General features: G+C 58.5%; 24 protein-coding genes. 17 read left to right on the top strand and 7 right to left on the bottom strand.

What is annotated here, in order from left to right:
• Positions 1–41 precede the first annotated feature (41 nt).
• From GOW40_RS07885 to GOW40_RS07860, 6 genes are all read left to right on the top strand, one after another.
• Positions 42–1,781, top strand: a complete 1,740-nt coding sequence (locus tag GOW40_RS07885; protein WP_171131999.1) for a heparinase II/III family protein — start codon at positions 42–44, stop codon at positions 1,779–1,781.
• Positions 1,782–1,803: 22 nt separating this feature from the next.
• Positions 1,804–3,393 carry a bifunctional phosphoribosylaminoimidazolecarboxamide formyltransferase/IMP cyclohydrolase gene (gene purH, locus GOW40_RS07880; RefSeq protein ID WP_171132001.1) on the top strand — a complete coding sequence of 530 codons (1,590 nt, stop codon included), beginning with the start codon at positions 1,804–1,806 and terminating at the stop codon, positions 3,391–3,393.
• Positions 3,393–3,869, top strand: coding sequence for a signal peptidase II (gene lspA, locus GOW40_RS07875; protein WP_171132003.1), 477 nt, complete (start codon positions 3,393–3,395; stop codon positions 3,867–3,869). The genes purH and lspA overlap by 1 nt, the downstream gene beginning before the upstream one ends.
• 50 nt (positions 3,870–3,919) lie before the next feature.
• Complete coding sequence (locus GOW40_RS07870; RefSeq protein ID WP_171101579.1) at positions 3,920–4,432, top strand: DUF3035 domain-containing protein; 513 nt, start codon at positions 3,920–3,922, stop codon at positions 4,430–4,432.
• A gap of 86 nt (positions 4,433–4,518) precedes the next feature.
• Positions 4,519–5,859: a pitrilysin family protein gene (locus tag GOW40_RS07865; protein WP_171230922.1), complete on the top strand. Its 1,341-nt coding sequence runs from the start codon at positions 4,519–4,521 to the stop codon at positions 5,857–5,859.
• Positions 5,856–7,160, top strand: a complete 1,305-nt coding sequence (locus GOW40_RS07860) for a pitrilysin family protein (RefSeq protein ID WP_171132007.1) — start codon at positions 5,856–5,858, stop codon at positions 7,158–7,160. The genes GOW40_RS07865 and GOW40_RS07860 overlap by 4 nt, the downstream gene beginning before the upstream one ends.
• A gap of 6 nt (positions 7,161–7,166) precedes the next feature.
• Here the strand turns inward: GOW40_RS07860 and GOW40_RS07855 are convergent, their stop codons facing one another.
• The 4 genes from GOW40_RS07855 to deoC form a co-directional block, all read right to left on the bottom strand.
• Entirely contained in the window at positions 7,167–7,904 is a 738-nt protein-coding gene (locus tag GOW40_RS07855; protein WP_171132009.1) for a cyclic nucleotide-binding domain-containing protein, read from the bottom strand.
• Between the two features lie 84 nt (positions 7,905–7,988).
• Positions 7,989–8,804 (bottom strand): SDR family oxidoreductase, encoded by an 816-nt coding sequence (locus tag GOW40_RS07850; RefSeq protein ID WP_171132011.1) that lies wholly within the window; start codon positions 8,802–8,804, stop codon positions 7,989–7,991.
• A 24-nt stretch (positions 8,805–8,828) separates the two neighbouring features.
• The gene (locus GOW40_RS07845) at positions 8,829–11,162 is read right to left on the bottom strand and encodes an aldehyde dehydrogenase family protein (RefSeq protein WP_171230921.1); all 2,334 of its coding nucleotides are present in this window, start codon (positions 11,160–11,162) and stop codon (positions 8,829–8,831) included.
• 10 nt (positions 11,163–11,172) lie between these two features.
• Positions 11,173–12,171 carry a deoxyribose-phosphate aldolase gene (gene deoC, locus GOW40_RS07840; RefSeq protein WP_171101565.1) on the bottom strand — a complete coding sequence of 333 codons (999 nt, stop codon included), beginning with the start codon at positions 12,169–12,171 and terminating at the stop codon, positions 11,173–11,175.
• A 203-nt stretch (positions 12,172–12,374) separates the two neighbouring features.
• Between deoC and GOW40_RS07835 the strand changes: the two genes are divergently transcribed.
• From GOW40_RS07835 to GOW40_RS07810, 6 genes are all read left to right on the top strand, one after another.
• Entirely contained in the window at positions 12,375–13,328 is a 954-nt protein-coding gene (locus GOW40_RS07835; RefSeq protein WP_171132017.1) for a metal ABC transporter solute-binding protein, Zn/Mn family, read from the top strand.
• A complete protein-coding gene (locus GOW40_RS07830) occupies positions 13,329–14,135 on the top strand; it encodes a metal ABC transporter ATP-binding protein (protein ID WP_371731826.1) in 807 nt (268 codons plus the stop codon).
• Positions 14,136–14,138: 3 nt separating this feature from the next.
• Complete coding sequence (locus GOW40_RS07825; protein ID WP_171132021.1) at positions 14,139–15,344, top strand: metal ABC transporter permease; 1,206 nt, start codon at positions 14,139–14,141, stop codon at positions 15,342–15,344.
• Positions 15,341–16,270, top strand: a complete 930-nt coding sequence (locus GOW40_RS07820) for a metal ABC transporter permease (RefSeq protein WP_171132023.1) — start codon at positions 15,341–15,343, stop codon at positions 16,268–16,270. Before GOW40_RS07825 ends, GOW40_RS07820 begins: the two co-directional genes overlap by 4 nt.
• Before the next feature lie 283 nt (positions 16,271–16,553).
• On the top strand, positions 16,554–18,404 hold the full coding sequence (gene mutL / locus GOW40_RS07815) for a DNA mismatch repair endonuclease MutL (protein WP_171132025.1): 1,851 nt from the start codon (positions 16,554–16,556) through the stop codon (positions 18,402–18,404).
• Between the two features lie 52 nt (positions 18,405–18,456).
• On the top strand, positions 18,457–19,686 hold the full coding sequence (locus GOW40_RS07810) for a DNA recombination protein RmuC (RefSeq protein ID WP_171132027.1): 1,230 nt from the start codon (positions 18,457–18,459) through the stop codon (positions 19,684–19,686).
• 3 nt (positions 19,687–19,689) lie between these two features.
• Here the strand turns inward: GOW40_RS07810 and GOW40_RS07805 are convergent, their stop codons facing one another.
• Genes GOW40_RS07805 through GOW40_RS07795 form a run of 3 tightly spaced genes read right to left on the bottom strand, consistent with a single transcriptional unit; the run spans position 19,690 to position 21,457 of the window.
• Complete coding sequence (locus GOW40_RS07805) at positions 19,690–20,094, bottom strand: hypothetical protein (RefSeq protein WP_171132029.1); 405 nt, start codon at positions 20,092–20,094, stop codon at positions 19,690–19,692.
• Positions 20,095–20,142: 48 nt separating this feature from the next.
• Positions 20,143–20,793, bottom strand: coding sequence for a ChrR family anti-sigma-E factor (locus tag GOW40_RS07800; protein ID WP_171132031.1), 651 nt, complete (start codon positions 20,791–20,793; stop codon positions 20,143–20,145).
• Between the two features lie 10 nt (positions 20,794–20,803).
• Positions 20,804–21,457 carry a sigma-70 family RNA polymerase sigma factor gene (locus GOW40_RS07795; RefSeq protein ID WP_171132305.1) on the bottom strand — a complete coding sequence of 218 codons (654 nt, stop codon included), beginning with the start codon at positions 21,455–21,457 and terminating at the stop codon, positions 20,804–20,806.
• 149 nt (positions 21,458–21,606) lie between these two features.
• On the opposite strand from GOW40_RS07795, the gene GOW40_RS07790 reads away from it, so the two are divergent.
• The 5 genes from GOW40_RS07790 (at position 21,607) to GOW40_RS07770 (ending at position 24,683) form a co-directional block, all read left to right on the top strand.
• Positions 21,607–22,407: a DUF1365 domain-containing protein gene (locus tag GOW40_RS07790; protein WP_171132033.1), complete on the top strand. Its 801-nt coding sequence runs from the start codon at positions 21,607–21,609 to the stop codon at positions 22,405–22,407.
• 47 nt (positions 22,408–22,454) lie between these two features.
• Positions 22,455–22,772 (top strand): DUF3775 domain-containing protein, encoded by a 318-nt coding sequence (locus GOW40_RS07785; RefSeq protein WP_171101542.1) that lies wholly within the window; start codon positions 22,455–22,457, stop codon positions 22,770–22,772.
• A 131-nt stretch (positions 22,773–22,903) separates the two neighbouring features.
• The gene (locus tag GOW40_RS07780; protein WP_171132035.1) at positions 22,904–23,131 is read left to right on the top strand and encodes a DUF1127 domain-containing protein; all 228 of its coding nucleotides are present in this window, start codon (positions 22,904–22,906) and stop codon (positions 23,129–23,131) included.
• Between the two features lie 49 nt (positions 23,132–23,180).
• Positions 23,181–23,381, top strand: a complete 201-nt coding sequence (locus tag GOW40_RS07775) for a DUF1127 domain-containing protein (RefSeq protein WP_171101539.1) — start codon at positions 23,181–23,183, stop codon at positions 23,379–23,381.
• Between the two features lie 189 nt (positions 23,382–23,570).
• Entirely contained in the window at positions 23,571–24,683 is a 1,113-nt protein-coding gene (locus GOW40_RS07770; RefSeq protein ID WP_171132036.1) for a tetratricopeptide repeat protein, read from the top strand.
• The last annotated feature ends 9 nt before the right edge of the window (positions 24,684–24,692 follow it).

Below are 24,692 nucleotides of genomic sequence, written 5' to 3'. Positions count from 1 at the left end.
TCACGCGCCAGCAGAGCGTCGGGGGCAGAGTAACAATCGACATGTCACAGTCAGACACCTTGGCAAACCGATGGACACGGTTTCAGAACCGGCTCTACGCACGGCTGGCTCAGCGGCAGAGACCGGCGTCGGGGTTTGTGGTGCAGCCCGAACCGCGCACCGTTGGGTCCTATGCACGCGGGCGGCAATTGGTGGCTGGAAACCTGCTGTTTTCGGGGTATCTGGTCGAGGCCGAAGACACCGGGCTATGGGATGTGGCCGCCCCAAATGCCGAGTTCGAGGATGAGCGCCAAGGGTTTACCTGGCTGGATGATCTGGCCGCAGTTGGCGACATGCGCGCGCGTGAAAAGGCGCAGCGCTGGGTCTGGGGTTGGATTGACGCTCATGGCAAGGGCATGGGTCCGGGCTGGGCGCCTGACCTGACCGGCCGCCGGGTGACCCGCTGGATCAACCACGCGATTTTCCTGTTGCGTGGTGCCGATGAGCAGCAAAGCAAACAGTTCTTTCGGTCGCTGGCGCAACAATCCTGGTTTCTGTCAAAACGGTGGAAGGCCGCCAATCCAGGTTTGCCCCGGTTCGAGGCCCTGGCCGGTTTGGTCCATTCCGGGCTGGCGCTTGAGGGACTCGAGGCTTTTGCAGACCCGGCCTTGCGGGTTTTGGCAAAGGAATGCGGACGCCAGATCGACAAGCAGGGCGGGATCCCGACCCGCAACCCTGAAGAGCTGTTGGAGGTATTCACCCTCCTGTCCTGGACCTCGGCGGCGCTGAGCGAGGTCGGACGCGGCACACCGGCAGCCCAGACCGATGCGATCCGACGCATCGCGCCAACTTTGCGCAACCTGCGTCACGCGGATGGAGCGTTGGGTCGGTTTCACGGCGGTGGGCGCGGTGTCGAAGGGCGGCTGGATCAGGCGCTGGCGCAAAGCGGGGTAAAGCACAAGCATTCCGATGCCCTTGCGATGGGATTTGCGCGCCTTTCGGCGGCGCGGACGACGGTTATTATCGACGCAAGCCCACCGCCAACGGGTACGGCGTCGTATAACGGCCACGCATCGACCCTTGCGTTCGAGCTGACCTCGGGACGCAGGCCGTTAATCGTGAACTGCGGATCAGGCACAAGCTTTGGACGGGAATGGCGCCGGGCCGGACGCGCGACGCCGTCGCATTCGACGCTTTGCGTTGACGGGTATTCCAGCGCGCGGCTTGCCGACCCCATCAAGGGTTCGGACTATGAAGCGTTGGTAGATGGTCCGCGAAACGTACCGGTCGAGCTTGAGGGAGCTTACGAAGGCGCAAGGCTGACAGCCGGGCATGATGGGTACAATGCGGTGTTTGGCCTGACCCATGCGCGCACCTTTGAGCTGCGCTTTGACGGTCGAGAGTTGGCGGTCGAGGATATTTTGCTGACAGCCAATGACAAAGCCAAGCGTCAATTCGAGCGGGCGCTGGACAGTTCTGGCCGTCAGGGCGTGGCCTTTGACATCCGCCTGCACCTGCATCCCGACGTGGATGCAGCGCTTGATCTGGGTGGTGCGGCTGTCTCGATGGCGCTCAAAAGCGGTGAGATCTGGGTTTTCCGTCATGATGGTGGTGGAAAGTTATCTTTGGAACCAAGTGTTTACCTGGAAAAAGGCCGCTTAAAGCCCCGCGCGACAAAACAGATCGTTCTCTCTGCGCGCGCAATGGAGTATGCGACGCGCATCCGATGGACATTGCGTAAGGCCCAAGACACAGCTTATGCCGTGCGTGACCTGCATCGGGACGAGCCCGATTTCGACTGACGCCAAAAGGACCTTTGGACCCATGACTGACCTTCACCCCGTGCGCCGCGCGTTGCTTTCCGTATCCGACAAGACCGGGCTGATCGAGCTGGGCAAAGCGCTGGCCGAGCGCGGGGTCGAACTGTTGTCGACCGGTGGCACGGCCAAGGCGCTGCGCGAAGCGGGTCTTGTGGTGAAGGATGTCAGCGACATCACTGGTTTCCCCGAAATGATGGATGGTCGGGTCAAGACGCTACACCCGATGGTCCATGGCGGGCTGTTGGCTTTGCGCGACAATGACACCCATGTCGCCGCGATGGAGGAACACGGCATCGGTGCAATCGATCTGCTGGTGGTGAATCTCTATCCATTTGAGGCGACCGTCGCCAAAGGTGCGGAATATGACGAATGCATCGAGAACATCGACATCGGTGGTCCGGCCATGATCCGCGCCGCCTCAAAAAACCATGCATTTGTGAACGTGGTTGTGGATGTCGAAGATTATTCTTCGCTGCTGGATCAGCTTGAAGAAAACTATGGCAAGACGTCCTATGGATTCCGTCAGTGGCTGGCCCAAAAGGCCTATGCCCGCACTGCTGCCTATGACAGTGCCGTGTCGAACTGGATGGCAGATGCGCTGCAGCTTGAGGCCCCAAAACGCCGCGCCTTTGCGGGTGAGTTGAAACAGACCCTGCGCTATGGCGAAAACAGTCATCAAACGGCGGCGTTTTATACCGATGGTACCAATCGCCCTGGTGTTGCGACCGCTGTTCAGCACCAAGGCAAGGAACTGAGTTACAACAACATCAATGACACCGACGCGGCGTTCGAGCTGGTGGCCGAATTCGACCCACGTGACAGTGCAGCCTGTGCGATCATCAAACATGCAAACCCTTGCGGTGTCGCGACCGGAGCGACCCTGACCGAAGCGTACAAAGCGGCGTTCGACTGTGACCGCACCTCGGCCTTTGGCGGGATCATCGCTCTGAACCGGCCCTTGGACGCTGAAACGGCGCAAGAGATCACGGGCATCTTCACCGAAGTGGTGATCGCCCCGGGTGCAAGTGATGAGGCCAAGGCGGTCTTTGCCGCCAAAAAAAACCTGCGTTTGCTGACAACTGAAGGTTTGCCCGATGTGCGGGCAGCGGGAAAAACCGTGCGTCAGGTTGCCGGAGGCTTGCTGGTGCAAGACAAGGACAACGGCTTTGTCGATCTGGACGACTTGAAAGTGGTGACCAAGGTTGCGCCGACACCCGAGCAGATGCGCGATCTTCTGTTCGCCTGGAAAGTCGCGAAACACGTGAAATCCAATGCGATTGTCTATGTGAAGAACGAAGCAACGGTTGGCGTTGGCGCTGGTCAGATGAGCCGGGTCGACTCGGCGCTTATTGCTGCCAAAAAGGCCGAGCGCATGGCCGATGTGCTGGGCCTGCCGCAGCCGCTGACCATCGGATCGGCCGTTGCCTCGGACGCGTTCTTCCCCTTCCCTGATGGGTTGCTCGAGGCCGCCCAGGCCGGTGCCACTTGCGTTATCCAGCCCGGTGGCTCGATGCGTGACGACGAGGTGATCGCCGCCGCAGACGAGGCTGGCTTGGCCATGGTCTTTACCGGCATGCGCCACTTCCGCCACTGATGCGACACGGGCTTCTTCTCTGGGCGGCGCTGGTCGCGTTTCTGATCGACCAGATCAGCAAATATCTGGTCGTCTACGTCCTGCGCGTTGCGGAAAAGCCCGGTGGTATCGATGTTTTCCCGCCTTTTCTGGTGTTCCGATACGGTGAGAACCGCGGAATCAACTTTGGTCTGTTTCAGGGAAACTCGGACGCCGCACGCTGGATTCTGGTTGGCGTTTCACTGGCCATCAGCGTGGGGGTGCTGATCTGGTTGATGCGCGTGGTGCCGACCAGGTTCATGTTGCTGTGCGGCGGCTTGCTGATCGGAGGCGCGCTGGGAAATGTGGTGGACCGGGTGCTCTATGGCTATGTTCTCGATTTTTTGAACATGTCCTGTTGTGGGATCGAAAATCCTTATGTTTTCAATCTGGCGGATGTGTTCATATTTGCAGGCGCGATCGGGCTTGTGCTGTTTGATGGCAAAAAGGCCTCGTGACGCGCGAATGGATATGCGATAGAAACCCCGGGAACTGGCTGGAGACAACGATGCGGATACCGCGCGCGATAATTGCTTTGACACTTGCCGTCGCAGTTGCGGGTTGCGGTGAACAAAGCCTGCGCGCCTTGCAACCTCCGGGGCCGGGCCCAGACGAATTCTCGGTGCTCCCCGTCCAACCGTTGACACAGCCGCAGGATTACGCCTTTCTTCCTGCCCCGACACCGGGCGGTACGAATTTGACGGATCCCAACCCCAAAGCCGAGGCCGTTGCAGCATTGGGCGGAAACCCCAATGCGCTTAACCCGAACACTGCTATACCGTCTTCCGATGCGGCGCTTGTAACGGCCTCCAGCCGATATGGCGTTCCCGCCAATACCCGAGAGGTGGTTGCAGCGGAGGATGCAGAATACCTGAAACGTCGCGGGTTCTGGTCACGCTGGCGCCTGTTCCCGGTCGATCGCTATGCCGAAATCTATGACCGTCAGGCCATCGACCCGCAAGCGCAAACTAGCGCCTTGCGCGCGCAGGGGGTCGAGACACCCTCTTCTCCGCCGGAATGAAATCTCCTTAACTTTCCGTCATCGCTCTTGAACAAACCCGGCTCCACCGTAATTTGAGTACCAGCAAATAAAACGGAGGATGCCCTATGGTTCGGGCTCTGGCACTGTCTGCCGCCTTGTTGGCTGCGACCCCGGTTCTGGCCGATGAGGGGCAAGAGGCTGTCACCACGTTCACCTTGGACAATGGTATGGATGTGGTGGTGGTCGAAGATCATCGCGCCCCTGTTGTGCAGCATATGGTCTGGTATCGCGCGGGCTCTGCGGACGAGCCCATTGGGTCTTCGGGCGTTGCACATTTCCTGGAACATCTGCTGTTCAAAGGCACCGACACGTTGGCTCCGGGTGAGTTTTCGGCCACGGTTGCGGCCAATGGTGGGAATGACAACGCTTTTACCTCGTATGACTACACCGCATATTTTCAGCGCGTGGCCGCCGACCGGCTTGAACTGATGATGCGGATGGAAGCTGACCGGATGCGCAATATCCGGTTGAGCGAAGAAGATATCCGAACCGAACGGGACGTCATCCTGGAAGAGCGTAACCAGCGCACCGAAAACAACCCGCGCGCCTTGTTTGGTGAACAGATGAACGCGGCGCAGTATCTCAACCATCGCTATGGTGTGCCCATCATCGGCTGGCGGCACGAGATGGAAACACTGGATATGGAGGACGCGCTGTCCTTCTACGAGATCCACTACTCGCCCAATAACGCGATTTTGGTTGTGACCGGTGATGTCGATCCAGACGAGGTGCGCGAACTGGCCGATAAATACTATGGCGTGATCCCGGCCAATCCGGACCTGCCGGAACGCATCCGGTCACAGGAACCGCCCCAAACGGTTGAACGTCGCCTGACCTTCAAGGACCCGCGCGTCGCCCAGCCATATGTTCAGCGCAGCTATCTGGCGCCCGAGCGTGATCCGGGGGAGCAGGAAAAAGCCGCAGCCCTGTTCATGCTGGCAGAGTTGCTGGGGGGCAGCACCACGTCCTACTTGAACGAAAAGCTGCAGTTGGATCAGCAGATCGTGGTCTATGCCGGGGCTTTTTATCGCGGTGTGTCGCTGGATGACACGACCTTTGATCTGCTGGTTGTGCCCGCCGAAGGTGTCTCGCTGCAAGAAGCCGAAGATGCCATGGATCAAGCTGTGGCGGATTTCATCGCCGAGGGCGTCAACGAAGAAGATCTGAACCGGATCAAGATGCAGCTGCGCGCGTCGCAGGTCTATGCGCGCGACAATGTGGACGGGATCGGCAACCGTTATGGCCGGGCTTTGACAAGCGGTTTGACCGTCGAAGATGTGCAGGCCTGGCCCGACATCCTGCAAGCGGTGACGGGTGACGAAATCATCGCCGCCGCGCGTGAGGTGTTGCAACGCGAAAGCTCGGTAACTGGCTGGCTGATGAAAGACGATGAGGTGACCCAATGAAACGCTTGGTTGCGACACTGATCGCCTTTGTGGTTGCTCTGCCCGCTTGGGCCGATATCGAGATTGAAGAGGTGACATCACCCGGTGGGATCACCGCTTGGCTGGTCGAAGATCACTCGATCCCCTTCACCGCGCTTGAGATACGGTTTCGCGGCGGTACCTCGCTGGATGATCCCGAAAAGCGCGGTGCCGTTAATCTGATGAGCGGTCTGATCGAAGAAGGGTCGGGCGATTTGGATGCGCGCAGCTATGCGCGCGTGCTGGAGTTCCTGGCCGCCTCTTTCAGCTATCGCGCCAGTGATGACAGCCTATCCATTTCGGCTCAGTTCCTGACCGAAAACCGCGATGAGGTTGTCGATCTGCTACGCACGACACTGCACGAGCCACGCTTTGATCAAGGGGCCATCGAACGGGTGCGGGCGCAGGTGCTGTCCGGGCTGCGCTCGGATATGACCGATCCGAATGATATCGCAGGGCAGAGCTTTGCGGAAATGGCCTATGGCGATCACCCTTACGGGACCGAAGGCAAGGGCACGCTGGAAACGGTGTCGGCCCTGACGCGCGATGATATCGTCGAAGCTTATGAGAACGTGTTCGCCAAGGATCGGCTTTATGTCGGGGCCGTGGGCGATATTACCGCCGAAGAACTGGGTGTCTTGCTGGATACGCTTTTGGCGGACTTCCCCGAAACCGGGAAACCGCTTCCCGAACGCGCGGAAGTCACCATTGAAGGCGGGATCAGTGTTGTCGATTTCGATACGCCGCAATCTGTTGCCCTGTTCGGTCAAAAAGGCATTGACCGGGATGATCCGGATTTCTTTGCGGCCTTTGTCCTGAACCACATCTTGGGTGGCGGTGGCTTTGAAAGCCGTTTGATGCATGAGGTTCGCGAAAAACGGGGCCTGACCTATGGGATCGGCACCTATCTGGTGCCCAAAGATCTGGCCTCGGTCTACCTGGGATCTGTGTCCTCCGCCAATGACCGTATTGCCGAAGCCATCGAAGTGATCCGCCAGGAATGGGCGCGCGCGGCCTCTGAGGGTGTGACGCAGAAAGAGCTTGATGATGCCAAGACTTATCTGACCGGTGCTTATCCGCTGCGGTTTGATGGTAACGGTCAGATTGCCGGGATCATGGTGGGGATGCAGATGGACGACCTGCCCATTGACTATATCGCGACCCGCAATGACAAGGTGAACGGCGTGACGCTTGAGGATGTGAACCGTGTCGCGTCCGAGCTTTTGGATCCCGAAGGCCTGCACTTTACCATCGTTGGCAAGCCGGTCGGCTTGGACGGCTGATCCCGTCTACGCCACCACAACGGCAGGGCGTTTCTGAGCCCTCACAGTGTGATTGTTGCTGCTCAGGAGCTTTTGCCGCGTGTTCTTGAAATGCGCGGCCTTTAGCGCGTCATCCATGTGTCGGTTGCGACGCAGCAGGCGACATAAGCGTTCACCATCAAACACAAGGCACCGCGTTGGGTGAGTGGCCAGCACACTTGCAGTGGCGGGTTGACCCAGACCAAAGGTCAGCTCTCCCAATATCTCATCCGGGCCGCATTGGTTGATCACCCGCCCATCCTTGAGGATGGTCGTCTGACCGCTGAGGATGAAACCCAGAAAATCCTTGGTGTTGCCTTCGCTGATCAGGGTCGTACCGGGCGCATAGTCTTTGATCTCGGCGGTGTTAAGCAGTTTACGCGCCTGGTGCGGTTTTAGCGTGTCCAGATAATGCAAGATGAACTGCTTCTCGTCTTCCGAAAAGCGCACCAGATGCCGCGCGATATAGCTGCGCAACAGCCCCATGACCGATATCGAGATATAGGCCAGTTGAATGATTGTTCCAGCCAGATTGAAGTTTTCAAACATGCTGATCAGCACGCAGCTTGCGGCGGCAATGTTCAGTGTCGGGTAAAACACACCCGACCCACGAATGAACCCAAGCTGCAGGATGAAATAGTTCAGGATATAAAGACCGGCCCCGATTACGCCGATAATTGTGGCAAGCTGAAGCAGCCAATTCAATTCAACTGGTAAACCAAGCATGTGAGCCCCCTCACACAAATCAATGCGCGAAAAGCTGAGGGAACCGCATGTCGCTGTATGTGAACAAGTTCACACTGCAAGTTATTATGACTGCGCTTTTCCTTTCATACGCAGCATTTCGCCCATCATTTGTCCGAACCGGCCAGAACCGCGCTGATACAAAGCACCATCCACTGCCAGAACAGTGCCGCTGATATAGCTGGCGAGATCCGAGCTGAGGAACAGGCAGGCGTTGGCAACATCCTGCGGTTGCCCCCAACGGCCCAGCGGAATGTCTTTGCGAATTTCTTCATGCGCATCTTCCGACGGGCTCAGGCGTTTTGCACCCTCGGTGCCCTCGATAAAGCCCGGGACGACCGAGTTCACACGAATACCCTCGATCCCCCATTCCATCGACAATGTGCGCGTGATCTGATCGACGCCTGCCTTGGCGGCACAGACATGGGCTTGCCCCTCATAGGGCAGGTAGGCTTGCGGGGCCGAGATGTTGATCATGCTTGCACCGGGACGTTTGAGAAATGGATAGGCTCCTTTCATCACATGGACCGTACCGATCAGATCAATATCCACGACCGTTTTGAACGCATTGACCGACATCTCAGCCGTCAGCGCCGGAAAGTTGCCGGCCGCGCCCGAAACAAGCACATCGAAGTCGCCCAGCGCGTCGTGGAACTGTTCCAACCCATCCGCTACAGCCTGAGCATCGCGGACATCAAAGCTGGCACCGATGGCCTCGGCTGCGCCCGCCGCTTTCAGGGCCGCGACCGTATCGTCCACCTTGTCCTGAGATCGGCTGGCCACCGCGAGCTTGGCTCCTGCGGCTGCGAATGCCTCGGCGATCCCCCGATTGATACCGCTGGTGCCGCCGATGACGATGACGGTCTGTCCTGAAAAATCCATATAGGCCCCCCTCAAAAGGGAGCCCTACTCGCCGTAGGGCACCCAGATGTTTTTCACCTCTGTGGCAGCCTGAAGGAAGCGGCGCGAATGGTCCACGCTCCAGTCAAATGCCGTCGCGTTATTGACCCAGGTTCGCTTCAGGTTCCCGGCAGAGACTGCTTCAATCTCTTTCGACAGATCTGTCGAAGAGAATGACCAAACCGCGTCGACGTTCAAATGCGAGGCCAGAGGTTTCGCGAGCTCTGCATGGCTGCCAGTAAGGATGTTGACGACACCAGCGGGCACGTCCGAGGTTTCCAGCACCTGATAGAAATCCGTCGCGGCCAGAGGATAGGGTTCGGACGTTGCCAGCACCACCCGGTTGCCCATCGCAATCGCCGGCGCCATGACCGAGACCAGACCCAGCAAAGGGGCCTCATCCGCGCAGAGCGCGCCGATCACGCCAACAGGCTCTTTCATGGCAATCGCCACGCCACGGATCGGAACGCCATGCACCTGACCGTCATATTTGTCGGCCCAGGCGGCCGCGGTGAACAGGCGTTGAATTGACGCCTCAACCTCTGCCGCACCGTCCTTCTTGCCGGTCATCGCGTCGATACGGGTGGCGAATTCACCCGCGCGGGCCGAGAGGTTCTCGCCAATGTAATACAGGATCTGCGCGCGCAGATGGCCAGTGGTCTTGGACCAGCCCTTCGCACCGTCAGCGGCTTCAACCGCGTTACGCACGTCCTTGCGGTTGGCCAACCCAACATGACCCAGCAGGCCTGATTTCCCCCACACCGGTTTCGAATACCCGCTATCGGGCCGCGCCTGTTTGCCGCCGACATACATCTTGGCGGTGCGGTCAATCGGATCGACGGGGGTGCCTTCGCCGGTGGCCGGCTCGATCTTGGCCAGCGGCTTGGCTTTGCCCTTTGGCTTGGTATAGGCCGCCAGACCTTCCCAACCGCCTTCCCGGCCAAAGCCGCTTTCGCGCACGCCACCAAAGCCTGCGGCCGCGTCGAACAGGTTGGTGGCGTTCACCCAAACGACGCCTGCAACCAGCTTGGGTGCGATATCCAGCGCCAGGTTCACATTCTCGGTCCAGACCGTTGCCGCCAGCCCATAGCGGGTGTTGTTGGCCAGTTCCACCGCCTCAGTCGGCGTGCGGAAGGTGGACGAGACAAGCACCGGGCCAAAAATCTCTTCCTGCATCAGAGGGTCTGACGTCTCCAGCCCCGAGATCAGCGTCGGCGGGTAATAGCACCCGTTTTCGGGCAGTGCGCAAGCCGCCTGATAAACATGCCCTGCGGTGTTGCTGTCGACCATGCGCTTGATGGTCTGCAACTGCACCGGGTCCACCACCGCGCCCACGTCGATGCATTTGTCCAGCGGATCACCGATGCGCAAACCGTCCATCCGGGCGCGCAGCTTGGTATGGAACCGGTCGGCAATGCCTTCCTGCACCAGCAGGCGCGAGCCCGCGCAGCAGACCTGCCCCTGATTAAACCAGATCGCATCAACCAGCCCTTCGATGGCTGAATCGATATCGGCGTCGTCAAAGACGATATAGGCGGATTTGCCGCCCAGCTCTAAGGTCAGTTCCTTGCCTGACCCGGCAGTCGCTTCGCGGATGCGCCGCCCCACGGTGGTCGAGCCGGTAAAGGCGATCTTGTCCAAATCTGCGGCCACGATCATCTCACCCACCGCGCCATCGCCAGTGACGATGTTGACCACACCTTTTGGCAACCCGGCTTGTGCGCAGATATCAGCAAACAGCAACGCAGTCAGCGAGGTATATTCGGCCGGTTTTAGCACCACCGTGTTGCCCATCGCCAGCGCGGGTGCGATCTTCCAGGCCAGCATCAGCAGCGGGAAGTTCCACGGGATAATCTGACCGCACACGCCCAGGGCTAGCGCGTCGGGCAACTCGCTTTCCATCAACTGCGCCATGCCTGCGTGGTAGTAGAAATGCCGCTGCGCCAGAGGGATGTCGATATCGCGGGACTCGCGGATCGGCTTGCCGTTGTCGAGGCTTTCCAGCACTGCAAACAGGCGCGAGTGTTTCTGCAACAGCCGCGCGATAGCATAGAGATACCGCGCGCGGCCCGCGCCGCCCAGCTTCTCCCACTTGGGCTGCGCCTTGCGCGCGGCGGCCACGGCGGCATCCACATCACCCTGTTTTGCCTGTGTCAGCTTGGCCAACACTTCGCCGGTCGCCGGGTTGCGGCTGTCAAAGCCTTTCCCAGGCTTGGTAAAGGCACCATCGATAAAATGCCCGAATTTGTCGCCTTGATCGACAAGCCACGCCAACGCCTCAGCTGCGCTTTCGGGGGCAGGGCCGTAATCCATGGTCTCGAAGATTTCTTTGACTGTCATTGTTCTTTCCTCAGCCCATCGAGTGCCTGTAACCGGCCGAATACGCGCCCGTCACGTAGTGTTCCAACTGCCGCTCGATATCGCCCAGCAGGGATGAGGCGCCAAAGCGGAACAGGTCGGGTTCCAGCCAGCGGTCGCCCAGCTCATCCTTGATCAGCGACAGGTAGACCAACGCGTCCTTGGCCTTGGAGATACCGCCTGCGGGTTTGTAACCAACGCGATAGCCGGTGCGGTCGTAATAGTCTCGGATGGCGCGGATCATCACCAGAGACACAGGCAGGGTTGCATTGACGCTTTCCTTGCCGGTCGAGGTCTTTATGAAATCGGCGCCCGCCATCATGCAAACCAGCGAGGCGCGGGCGACGTTGCGCAGGCTGCCCAGCTCTCCGGTGGCTAGAATGGCCTTTACATGGGCATCGCCACAGGCTGCGCGGAAGGCCTTCATCTCATCATACAAAGCCTGCCAGTCGCCCGACAGCACATGACGGCGCGAGATCACGATGTCGATCTCTTCGGCCCCGGCTTTTACGCTTTCTTCGATCTCGGCCACGCGCAGGTGGAAGGGCGATAGCCCGGCAGGAAAGCCCGTGGACACGGCGGCCACGGGAATGCCGGTGCCGTCCAGCGCGGAAACAGCCGTTTCGATCATATCGTGATACACACAGACAGCGCCGGTTGTGATCGGCGGCATGTCCATGGCTTGCAGCAGAGACGGCGAAACCGGCTGGCGCGCCTTGGCGCATAGGCGGCGCACCCGGCCTACTGTGTCGTCGCCTGACAGCGTTGTCAGGTCGATCATCGTAACGGCCTTGAGCAGCCACGCCGCCTGAAAGTCCTTCTTGACCGAGCGCCGACCGGGTAGGGTGGCTGCGCGGCGTTCAATGGCCGAGGTGTTGGCCTGCACAGCGCGCACCCAGTCCAGATCCAGATCCATGCCGGGATTTCGCGGTTCGGTCACTTGCGGCAGATGCGCGGTGCGCACGGGGCTATCTGAGCTCTGCGTTTCCATAGTCACATCCTTTGGGGTGTTTGCGCCAAATTCGCACGGGATGGGATCAATTGGAAGGCGTCTCGGCGACTGGATGGGCAAATTTTTGACCATTTGGAAAAATAACTGCAACTTTTGTTGCGAATAATTCGCAATAGCGTTGACTTAGTTGCGAACCGTTCTCATATTCTACTGTGACAGGAACTTTAATGTGAGGTCGGACTATGATTCGCCGCAGTTTTCTTGCTGCGCTGGCTTTTGCCGCGTCGGTGCCCTTTGCCGCTTGGGCTGAGGCTCCTCTGAAAGTTGTGGCCACGACTGGCATGATCGCAGATGCTGTGCGTCAGGTCGGAGGTGATCAGGTCGAGGTCAAAGGCCTGATGGGCCCCGGTGTCGACCCTCATGCCTATCGTCAGACCCGCAGCGACATCGTTGCGATGACACGCGCGGATCTTGTTCTGTGGCACGGGCTGTATCTTGAAGCCCAGATGGAGCAGTTTTTTCACGACCTGTCCCGGAAACAGACCGTGATTGCTGTGGCAGAAAGCATCGACCCGGCCAAACTGCGCGCCCATGACGATTATGCCGATAAATACGACCCGCATGTCTGGATGAGCCCGACCTTGTGGGCCGAGGTTGTGACAACGGTGCAGGCCGCCCTGACCGAAGCGCGGCCCGAAGCGGCTGACCTTTTTGCAGCAAATGCCAAGGCCCATCTGGCCGAGTTGGAAGCGCTGACCGCCTATGCTGAACAAGCCCTGACCGCAGTGCCCGATCAAAGCCGCGTGCTGCTGACAGCCCATGACGCATTCGGCTATTTCGGTGCGGCCTACGGCTATGAGGTGATGGGCGTTCAGGGGATCTCAACCCAGTCCGAAGCCGGGCTGAATCGCATTGGCGAGTTGGTCGACACCTTGGTTGATCGCCAACTGACCGCGGTATTCGTGGAAAGCTCGGTCTCGGACCGGTCCATGCGGGCGCTGATCGAAGGCGCGGCAGCCAAGGGTCATGAGGTGACAATCGGTGGCGAGCTCTATTCTGATGCCATGGGCGAGCCCGGCACCTATGAGGGCACTTATGTCGGGATGCTGGATCACAACATCACCGTGATTGCGGGCGCTTTGGGTGCCGATGTGCCCGAACGTGGGCTGAACGGCAATCTGACGGCCGGGTTTTGAATGATGCTGGAGTTGGCCTCAGATCAAGGTGCAACACTTGAAGAACGGGATCTGAATACCAGCCCGTTGGCCGTGCGTGGTTTGACCGTGTCTTATGGCCAGAAACCCGCCGTGTTCTCGGTGGACATGACGGTGCAGCCTGACGCCATGACCGCCATAATAGGGCCGAACGGGGCCGGAAAATCGACCCTGTTAAAGGCGGCTTTGGGCATCGTGAAACCTTTGTCAGGGCAGGTCAGTGTCTTTGGCTATCCATTGGAAGATCAACGCGCGCGCATTGCTTACGTCCCGCAACGCGCCAGTGTTGACTGGGATTTCCCGACCCGGGTGATCGACGTTGTCCTGATGGGTCTGTCGCGACAGTTGGGCCTGCTGGGTCGTGTGCGTGCGCGTCACAAGGCACGTGCGATGGACTGCCTACACCGTGTTGGGATGCGCGATTTCGCGGATCGCCAGATCGGCCAACTGTCGGGGGGCCAGCAACAGCGGGTCTTTCTGGCGCGTGCGCTGGCGCAGGATGCCGATCTGTATCTGCTGGACGAGCCCTTTGCCGGGGTGGATGCGGCGACAGAGAAGGCGATCATTTCGGTTCTGAAATCTCTGAAACAGTCTCACAAAACCGTTGTGGTCGTGCATCATGATCTTGCGACGGTCACCGACTATTTCGACCATGTGTTCCTGATCAACACGCATAAGGTGGCAGAAGGACCGGTGGCCGAGGCCTTCACGGCAGAAAACTTGCAAAACGCCTATGGCGGGCGCTTGGCCACGGCTCAGATCGACCAGATTTCGCACGTGTCGGGATAGCGCATGCTTTGGGACGCCCTGACCCTTCAGCTTGGCTATAACGCCACGCTGGTCGCAATCGGTGCAAGCTTGCTGGGCGTGTCCGCCGGGGTGACCGGCACGTTTCTGTTTCTGCGTAAACGAGCGCTGGTGAGCGATGCGATCAGCCACGCAACCCTGCCCGGTGTCTGCCTTGCCTTTATGGTTATGGTTTTATTGGGTGGCGACGGCCGCAACCTTTTGGCTTTGCTGGCTGGTTCTGCCTTATCGGCCTGGGTTGGATTGCTGTGCCTGAACTGGCTGACGCGTCACACCCGGCTTGCCGAAGACGCAGCGATTGGCGCGGTACTTTCGGTGTTCTTTGGCTTTGGCATTGTGCTGCTGACAATTATCCAAACCATGGGTATGGGCCGTCAGGCCGGATTAGAGGGGTTCTTGCTGGGCTCGACCGCCGGAATGCTTTGGGCCGATGCGGTCATCATCGCGTTGGGCGGAGCAGCGACCTTGGCGCTTGTAATGTTGATCCGACGCCCCATGACAATAGTCGCATTCGACCCGGACTATGCCGCCGCGCAAGGTATGGCGGTTCATCGCATTGATCTGGCGATGATGGGGCTGGTGATGGCGGTGACCGTTGTGGGCCTCAAGATCGTGGGGCTGATCCTGATTGTTGCCATGCTGATCATCCCGCCTGTTACCGCGCGGTTCTGGTCGGAACGAGCCGAGCATGTGGTGCTTTTGTCAGGGCTCGCCGGAGGGATGTCTGGCTATGTCGGCGCGGCCCTGTCCGCAATGGCCCCGAACCTGCCAACGGGCCCGATCATCGTTCTGCTGGCGTTCGGGCTGTTCCTGCTGTCGATCCTGTTTGCACCGGTACGTGGCGTGCTTGCCGCCCTATTGCGCCATTTCCGGTTTCAACGCCGCGTTCACATTCGTCAGGGTTTGTTGGCCATGGCACAGGGGCAAAAAATCTATGAGCCGCTGACCCGTCGCTTGTTGCAGCGCGCTGGATTGATCCGTGCTGACGGGGTGGCCACCGAGGCTGGCAAAGCGCGGGCGGCCAAAGCCCTGCGCGACGAAAAACGTTGGGAAATTGTCCGCGCTGATCAGGCGCATGAGGCCGTGGCGGCGCTCTACAACGGGTTGCGAGATATCGAAACCGTCCTGACCCCGGACCAGATTGCTGAAATTGACCGCCGTATCGGAGCACCGAAAGAGGTTCCGGCATGAGCGGCGCAGAGTTTGTTCCCCTCTCCTTGACGCCCATGCTGATCGGCACCTTTGCTGCGATTGCCTGCGCCTTGCCGGGCAACTTTCTTGTTCTGCGCAAGCAAGCCCTGATCGGAGACGCGATCAGCCATGTGGTCCTGCCGGGCATTGTCGTGGCTTTCCTGCTGACCGGAACGATCTCGACCTGGCCGATGATGCTGGGGGCCGCAGGCGCCGCTATTTTGGCAGTCGTGATGATCGAAGCTGTCCGCCGGTTGGGCCAGATCGAGGCAGGCGCTGCCATGGGCGTGGTGTTTACCACCATGTTCGCGGGGGGTGTGCTGCTGCTAGAGCAAACCGACACATCCACGGTGCATCTGGATGTTGAACATGCGCTTTACGGCAATCTTGAAAGCCTGATCTGGCTGGACGCGAGCGGCTGGGCCTCGCTGCTGGATCCTGTCGCGCTTGCCGGGTTGCCGCCCGAGCTGCCGCGTATTGCCGTGACGCTGATTGCGGTTTGCCTGTTCATCTGGGTGCTTTGGAGGCCGCTCAAGATATCGACCTTCGACGAAGGCTTTGCGCGGACCATGGGCATCCGTACGGGTGCGCTGAGCTTGGCGCTGGTGATCACAGCCGCCGTTGCCGCAGTGGCCGCGTTCGATGCTGTTGGCTCGATCATCGTGATTGCCATGTTCATCTGCCCACCTGCAGCGGCCCGAATGATGACAAACCGCCTCGAAGTTCAAATCGGGTGGAGCGTTTTGTTTGCGACGCTCTCGGCCATCTTGGGTTATGTTCTGGCAGGCTATGGCCCGCTGTGGCTTGGTGCCGCGGACGCGGTCAGCGCTGCGGGTATGATCGCGACCGTATCGGGTGTGACTCTGGCCGTCTGCGCTGTCTTGGGCCCTTGTCGCCACCGGGTTGGGGCGCAAACTAGCGCTTGAATTGGCAGCTTGCTGCCACCTGCGTTTGCTTGCGATAGGCTGATCTTTGCTCGTTCTGAAACGATTTAGGTCTGTGAACAGATTTGTGTTTCAAGATATGCTAATGCAATTAAAGTGTTAACAACATAGCCACCACTCACCTGACCTCGTCCGACCTTTCGCGCCTCGACCCCTAACCGCCCTGCGGTATGGCGCAACAGGTCGGGCGAGGTTCAATTCTTTTACTCAAACCTCGATCCATGTCGCTGGCAGAATCGCACAGCGCTGTGCTAGGTTTTGGGGTATGGCTCAGACGAACCCCAATATCAGCGATGCTCGACCCGTTATCCGGCAACTGGATGATGCTGCGATCAACCGGATTGCGGCGGGCGAGGTGGTGGAAAGACCGGCCTCGGCGGTGAAGGAACTGGTGGAAAATGCCATTGATGCTGGGGCAAGCCGGATCGCAATTGATATCGCCGATGGGGGCAAAACCCTGATTCGCGTGACGGATGACGGGTGCGGTATTGCTGCGGAAGATTTGCCGCTGGCACTGTCCCGCCATGCAACGTCCAAGATCGACGGCTCAGATCTGCTCAACATTCACACTTTCGGTTTTCGGGGTGAAGCTCTGCCCTCACTGGGGGCTGTGGGTCGGCTGACCATCATCAGCCGCGTTCCCGGCGCGGATGCGGCCCAGATCCAGGTGTCGGGCGGCAAGGTGGACGCGGTGAGACCTGCCGCCTTGCGCGCTGGTACCGTGGTTGAACTGCGTGATCTGTTCTTTGCCACACCCGCGCGTCTGAAATTCATGCGTACCGACCGGGCCGAGGCGCAGGCGATCTTTGACACGGTCAAGCGCCTGGCGATGGCCGAACCGGCGGTCACTTTTACCCTGCGCGATGTTTCGGGTGGAGGTGAAGGCCGTGTGAGTTTTCGGGCCGACCGGGAAAACGGCGATCTGTTTGACGCCCTGCACGCCCGTCTGGCGCGGGTGATCGGGCGCGAATTTGCGGAAAACGCGCTGCGGATTGATGCGACACGAGACGGGATCAGGCTCTATGGCTATGCGGCGTTGCCGACCTATTCCCGAGGCGCTGCGGTGGCGCAGTACCTGTTCGTCAATGGCCGTCCGGTCCGCGACAAGATGCTGACGGGCGCGCTGCGCGCGGCATATTTCGACTTCCTCAGCCGCGACCGCCATCCGGCGGCGGCGCTGTTCATCGACTGCGACCCGACTCTGGTGGATGTGAACGTGCATCCCGCGAAATCCGAAGTGCGGTTCCGCGATCCCGGCGTCGCGCGCGGGTTGATCGTTTCGAGCCTGCGCCACGCATTGGCCGAGGCCGGGCACCGGGCATCTTCGACTGTGGCGCATGCGACTTTGGGTGCGATGCGACCTGAAACGGCGCAGCCCTCTCCGGCACGTGTCTATCAGATGGACAGGCCCTCGCCTGCGGCGCGCCAAGCAGCTTACCAGGCACAGGCGCCCGGTTTTGCAGAGATGTCGCGCGACTATAGCGGCCATGTCGTCGAGCCTGCGCCCGAACCTGAGTCCGAAGCGTCTCCCGAGGATCTTCCCTTGGGTGCCGCGCGCGGGCAGGTGCATGAGAATTACATCATCGCCCAGACCGCTGACGGGATGGTGATCGTCGACCAACACGCCGCGCATGAGCGGCTGGTTTATGAAAAGCTCAAAACCCAGATGGGTGAAAACGGCGTCGCCGCGCAGGCGCTGCTGATCCCCGAGATTGTGGAACTGTCCGAGGGGGATTGTGCCCGTCTTATGGCTGTGGCCGAGGATCTGTCGCGGCTGGGCCTGACACTGGAGCCCTTTGGCGGCGGTGCCATTGCCGTGCGCGAAACCCCGGCCATTCTGGGTGAGGTTGATGCCCGCGCGATGATCCTGGATATCCTGGATGAGCTGGCTGATCAGGGTGAAAGCCAGATGGTCCAAGCCAGGATCGAGGCGATCCTGAGCCGGGTTGCCTGTCACGGCTCGATCCGTTCAGGTCGCCGGATGCGCGCAGAAGAGATGAACGCCTTGCTGCGCGAAATGGAGGCGACGCCCCATTCCGGCCAATGCAACCACGGGCGGCCGACATACGTAGAGTTGAAGCTGGCCGATATCGAACGCCTGTTCGGGCGCAGTTGATCCGGCAGTCGTGCCGGGTTATGAAGAATAAAACAAGAACATCCGAGGCGACATGATCGAGATTGCTGGAACTCAAATGGCTTTGAACGACCCTGCTGTGCTGATCGTTGGCGGGGTGGTCGCGCTGATCCTGCTGCTGCTGTTCCTGTCGCTGCGCGCCTCGAACCGCTCGGCCCGGATGGCCGAACCCTTGGCCCGGCAGATGGTGCATTTGGGTCAGCATGTGCAGCAGTTGGGGCAGGGGCAAGAGCAGTTACGCGGTGGGCTCCAGCATGTCTCGGACACACAGGCCAATGCTCAGGTGCAGGTGATCCAGACGGTCGAATCCCGCCTGTCTTCGGTGCAGCAGCAGATGAATGACCGGTTGGCCGACAATGCGATGAAATCCGCCCGCGCGCTGGCCGAAATGCAGGAACGGATGAAGGAATCGCTGCATGGCTCGTCGAAACAAACCGCGACCTCGCTGACGCAATTGCAAGAACGTTTGGCCGCGATCGACAAGGCGCAAGACAATATCACCAAACTGTCGGGCGATGTGTTGTCATTGCAAGACATCCTGTCGAACAAACAGACGCGCGGCGCGTTTGGAGAGATTCAGCTGAACGACATCGTCTCCAAAGCACTGCCCTCGGACAGTTTTCAGCTTCAGGCCACATTGTCGAATGGGCGACGGGCGGATTGTCTGATCAACCTGCCAAACCCTCCGGGGCCGATTGTGATCGACAGCAAATTCCCGCTGGAGGCCTATGAGGCCCTGATCGGATCCACCAATGATGCGGAGCTGAAAGCAGCGGTGCAGATGTTCCGCTCGACCGTGCGCAAACACATCAACGATATTGCCGAGAAATACATTCTGGATGGCGAAACCGCAGATGGCGCGTTGATGTTTTTGCCGTCCGAGGCGGTCTATGCCGAGCTACACGCAAAGTTCCCCGAACTGGTGCAGGAGAGCTTTTCAAAACGCGTCTGGATCGTTTCGCCCACCACATGCATGGCCACCCTGAACACGATGCGCGCAATCCTGAAAGACGCGCGGATGCGTGAACAGGCGGGGGCGATCCGCAAGGAACTTGGGATGCTGCACAAGGATGTGGAACGTCTGGGTGAGCGCGTGTCCAACCTCGACCGCCATTTCGGTCAGGCGGCCAAGGATATCTCGGACATAAAGATCAGTGCCGAAAAGGCCGGGCGCCGTGCGCAGCGTCTGGACAATTTCGATTTCGAGGAATTGGCGCCCGACGACCACACGAATGTGGTACCGCTTGGCAAATCCGAAGGTTAGGCCTTACTGGATCGACAGGTCGAGGTTGTAGCCGACCGTTTTGCCTGTGTCCCGATCATTGCCCATCAGATAGACTCGGATCGTATAGTCACCACTTTCGGGCAGATCGACCCGGGCGGTGTTGCCGTTGATCGAGCCGATATAGATCGCTTCTCCATCGCTGCCGGGGGGCAGGATGTTGAAATAGATCACCCCGTTGCCATTGGTATCACTGACCTGAAGCTCAGCAAACATCTCCTGACCGGCTGATGCGCCCAGGCGATAGTCGAAATACTCGTCCCCGGTGATTGTGCCGCTGACCATGGTACCGAAATTGCCGGGTGCGAATTTGACGTCGGCTTTCATTTGGGCCGTCGCGATGGAAGCAGAGGTGATCAAGGCTGACGCCAAAACAAATCTTCCGAACATGCGCACACTCCTTTTAGGGTTCCTTGCCTTGCGGAAGATAGATCAGACTCAGATCCGCAGGAACGGTTGGAACAGACGTGGCATCAGCTTGCTGAACTTCAGTGGCGCGTCGGTGACCGCCAGGCAGATGCAATCTTCTGAAATGTCTGCGACTGGTGTGTGCTCCAGATGTTCATCTGCAATCTCGACATCGCCACGGCCAAAGTGGTCGACTTGGTCCGAGAAGGCCCCTTGCAGCACCATCGTCAGTTCGATGCCATTGTGACTGTGGTCCGGCACCGCAGTGCCCGCAGGGATAAACAACAGGCGCGCTGTTGCATCCCGCGTCGTCGGCAGGATCGCTTGTTTGACACCCATGCCAATCGGTCTCCACCGGATTGCATTCACGTCGCCGCCTACATAATCCTGAAGCGGTGTCGGTAAGACGGAACAATCAGAGCGCTTTGGCTTAGCGGTCGGCTGACCCTGCGCAATCATGGCCATGGTCGCTGCCAGCGACTCTTGACCCATTGTGACATCAGCTGCCTGATCTTCCAGCACCGAGCCGCCCACCGCGTCAAAGCTTTCCGCGCGGGCGCGGCAATGGTCACACAATGAGATATGCGTGGCGACCATCAGGTCGAACGCCTCGGGCAGCGAGCCTGCGGCATAGGCCATCAGCAGGTCATCTGTCAGGTGATGTTTTATGTCCTTCGTCATCATCGTCATCTCAGTTCATTGCGTGGCGCAGGCGATCCAGTGCCAGCCGTATCCTTGATTTGATCGTGCCCAGCGGCAATCCGGTTTGCGAGGCAATCTCGCGGTGACTCAGATCGCCAAAATAGGCTTTCTCGATCAGTTGTCTCTGCGCCTCAGGCAACGCGGTCAACGCGTCACGCAGCTGCGCGGTTTCCTGTTGCAGCGCAATAACATCGTCCTGGTCCGGCTCGGCCTCGGGCCCCCATCCCAGATCTTCGGGCTCGGGGCGGCGTTGCTTGCGCAAGACGTCGATGCGCTTGTTCCGGGCAATGGTGAACACCCAAGTGGCCACGGTTGCCCGAGACGGATCAAACAGGTGCGCCTTGTGCCAAAGGGTCGCCATGACCTCTTGCGCACATTCCTCGGCCAGCGCGGCATCCGATCCTGATTTCATCAGGAACGCCTTGATGCGCGGCGCGAAGTGCTGGAACAACTCGGCAAAAGCCGCCTGATCCTGCCCGTCCCGAATGCGCCTGACATGGCCCACCCACTCTGGTTCTGGGTTGCAACTGTCAGCCGTTCGGTTCACCTGTTTGCCCTTGATGCGTTTTGTGACCACAGTTTTCGAAACGCCGACGGGCGGCGCAGGATCGTCCAAGGTCACGGTGTCGATCTCGGTAAACATAACCACATTACGTTGTCTGACCCAAGCCGGATCACTTTCACCGTCGAAAATGATCCAATTTTGTTTAGACTGCGTAATGCAGAGCATCCTTGATCGAAGAAATATAAGGCTTTTGAGCGCTTTACAGGCCGAATGGGATAAGAACAGGAATGACGCAGATCGATCATATCGCCGGCCATACCTATCACGGCCGCAAGGGTGCGATCGACAACGCGTTTCGCTATTCCATCGACTACATCCTGTTCGACCCCGAGGCGCAGAATGACACGCCCGCTTTGTTTTCCATCAACCGCGCCAACGTCACCAATTGGCGCAATCGCGATCATGGTGGCGAGCCGCATAAGGGACGGGGCGCGGTTTGGGTGCGCGAGTGCTTTGACGCGCACGGCTTAGCTCAGCCCCACAGACTGACGCTTTTGACCCAACCGCGTGTGCTGGGCCATGTGTTCAACCCGGTAAGCTTCTGGTTCTGTTTCGACGCCGATGACCACATGTTTGCTGTCGTTGCCGAAGTGACAAATACCTACGGCACCCGCCACAGCTATCTCTGCATCAAGCCTGACCTGTCGCCGATCACTCCTTCTGATCGAATTGTTGCGACCAAGCGGATGCATGTCTCACCGTTTCAAGAAATCGAGGGGCAATACACCTTTCGCTTTGACTACAGTGATCAGCGGGTCGGAGTGTGGATCGACTATGGGCGCGAGAACGGAGGTCTGATAGCCACATTGACCGGGCAACGCGCTCCGTTGACCAACCGTGTGATCCTTTGGTCTTTCCTGCGTCGCCCTTTTGGTGCGCGGCGGACGTTTATGCTGATCCTGTGGCAGGCGATCAAACTGTGGGTCAAAAAGGCCCGGTTCCGTCCGTTCCGCAGCGCGCCGGTTCCTGATCACCCCGTTTCAGGTCACGGCACCGAATTGCGCAAGATCAAAGACGGGGCAGCCTGATGATGATTGGGTTCTGACCGAACCGCGAACGCAAGGAGTTTGGACAGATGCTGGAAATCTCGGCACGGAAAGTGGCGCAAGTTGCGATGATGGGGCGCGAGTTGGATCGTGCCGAAGGTGAGTTGCGTGCCTTTATTGACCGGATGGGTGAGGACGAACAAGCCGAGTTGGTGGCGATCATGTGGATCGGGCGCGAAAGCTTTGACACTGATGATCTGGCCGAAGCCATCGCAACCGCCAGGTCCGAGGCCTCGACCCCCTGCGCGGACTACCTGATCGGCACACCTCATATGTCGGATCACCTTGAAAACGGGCTGGATGCGCTGGGCATTTCCGCTGAAGACGTGGAAAACGATCTGATGTAGTGTGTTTCGCCGAAGGCCAACTCTACCAATCAACATTAACGCAGCTTAATGCGCTGCTTTGGCGATCTTCAGAACCGCCTCCTTTATTTGAAGTGTGACGGAAACACAGTTCAAACCAGGAGGAAGGCATTATGCAAAATGCAGGAATACTCACCCCGCAGCGCGGGATTTTCGACGGGCTGTTCTCGGACTACGCTGAAGCAAAGGTTGCGCAGTATCGCCGTCGATTGGTCGCCAAGACTGAGAGAGAGCTGAGCAACCTCTCGGATCAGCAGTTGAACGATATCGGTGTCCCTCGGGATCAGATTGCGCAACGGGCCTACGACTCCGTTTACGACCCAGCATCGCTCAAACGGTGAAGCCAACTTCGCCAAAGTTTCAGATGTAACGAGTCAAAAAGGAACAGATATGTTCGACCTAGACCCCAATACCCAATCCTACCCGCCTGCAAGTACGTTGCTCTTGTTCGACCGCGCGATGCGCATTCAAGCCGTCCGAGCTGACATCGTCGTCGCCGCACAACAGTTGAACGGATTAACGGACCACCAACTGGCTGAGTTGGGGATCAATCGAAGCGATGTAGAGGAAACGATCAACCGCTACATCTGACGGCAAGGAACACCAAAGTGACAGATCGATTAACCAAAAGGCCACTCTGACCCTCGGAGCTGGCCTTTTTTCTTCAAAAATCGATCCGCGTCAGATCCTAGGTCTTAATTTCGACACCTTGCGAAGTTCAAATATGTGCATTGTATCGCCCCGAGTTGATGGCGAAGAACTCAATTCATAGCTGTTTGAATGCAGATAAAAAGCTTGCTTGGTAAATTTCGGGTGTCGTCGTTCACGCTCATCATTGCGTCCATTCTGATCGCTGCGTCAGGCGCGGTTTTGCAATTTGGTGATAAACACCGCGAGATTGTCAGGACATGCAATTTAATCGACAGCCACCCGCAGGATGCTGTTGCTGCGTGTGACACTTTATTGAAATGGAGCGCGGTTTTCCCGACAACACGGTCATTGATTCATCGTCACAAATTGCGGGCTTTCATGCAGTTGAAAGACTGGGACTCCGCGCGTGCCGAAGCTGAGCTTGCGATCCGAGAAACTCCGAACAGCTATATACCTTGGGGGTGGAAGGCATTTGTCCTTGTAAAAACAGAAGACTACGCTGAAGCAATGGTGGCTGTTGATCGCGCGCTAGAGTTACAGCCAAATGACGCCTGGAGTTTGCAGACGAAGGTCAAACTGCTGAGCAGAATAAACCGTCATGATGAGATCTTACCGTTCCTAGAAGACGCCATCGAACACCGCGACGCAGGTGTCTGGGCCTGGAACAGGATAGGTCGCATTCATTTATATCAAAAAGATCATCATCGTGCTGCGCTGGCATTTGCTGAGGCTATAAGAACTGAACTTGACAGTTCCTACGCACGACGCAAACTCTTTGAGGCATGCATTCTTGCAGGCTCTGATTGCCCAGCATTGTTTCCCGAGGATCGTGCGGGTTATGAGACGCTTAGCTGTAAGGTTGCAGGGGCACAATGGTTGAAACTATATCCCAAACTTTCTGAAAATCCCGTTGTCATAGATTACATTTCGGGCGCCAAGCCGCTTCACGGTTTTTCAGACCCTGAAAAGCGGTCTTTTCAGTCTATTATGCAGGTCGTGTATTTGGGCTCTGCCACCTCCATGATGCAACAGGCTGTCTCGACCGAAGTCGCTGAAAAGCATATTGTACATAGCAAGATGTTTGACTGTGTTAACGATGGTCAGTTTGTTTTCCCGTTGGGTATTATAGACGAAGCTGAACGAGAGCATGCTAACACAGTTCTGTTCGGCTCTATTGTACGCCAAAACCTGATTGATATTGCTCAGGCAAGACTGGCGCGTTCCGTAGGGCTTCAGAAATAATTCACGGCA

Source organism: Ruegeria sp. HKCCA6707 (assembly GCF_013033515.1).
Lineage (GTDB): Bacteria > Pseudomonadota > Alphaproteobacteria > Rhodobacterales > Rhodobacteraceae > Ruegeria.
Note: the sequence above shows the minus strand (reverse complement) of the source record. Positions and strands in the feature narration are given on the sequence as shown.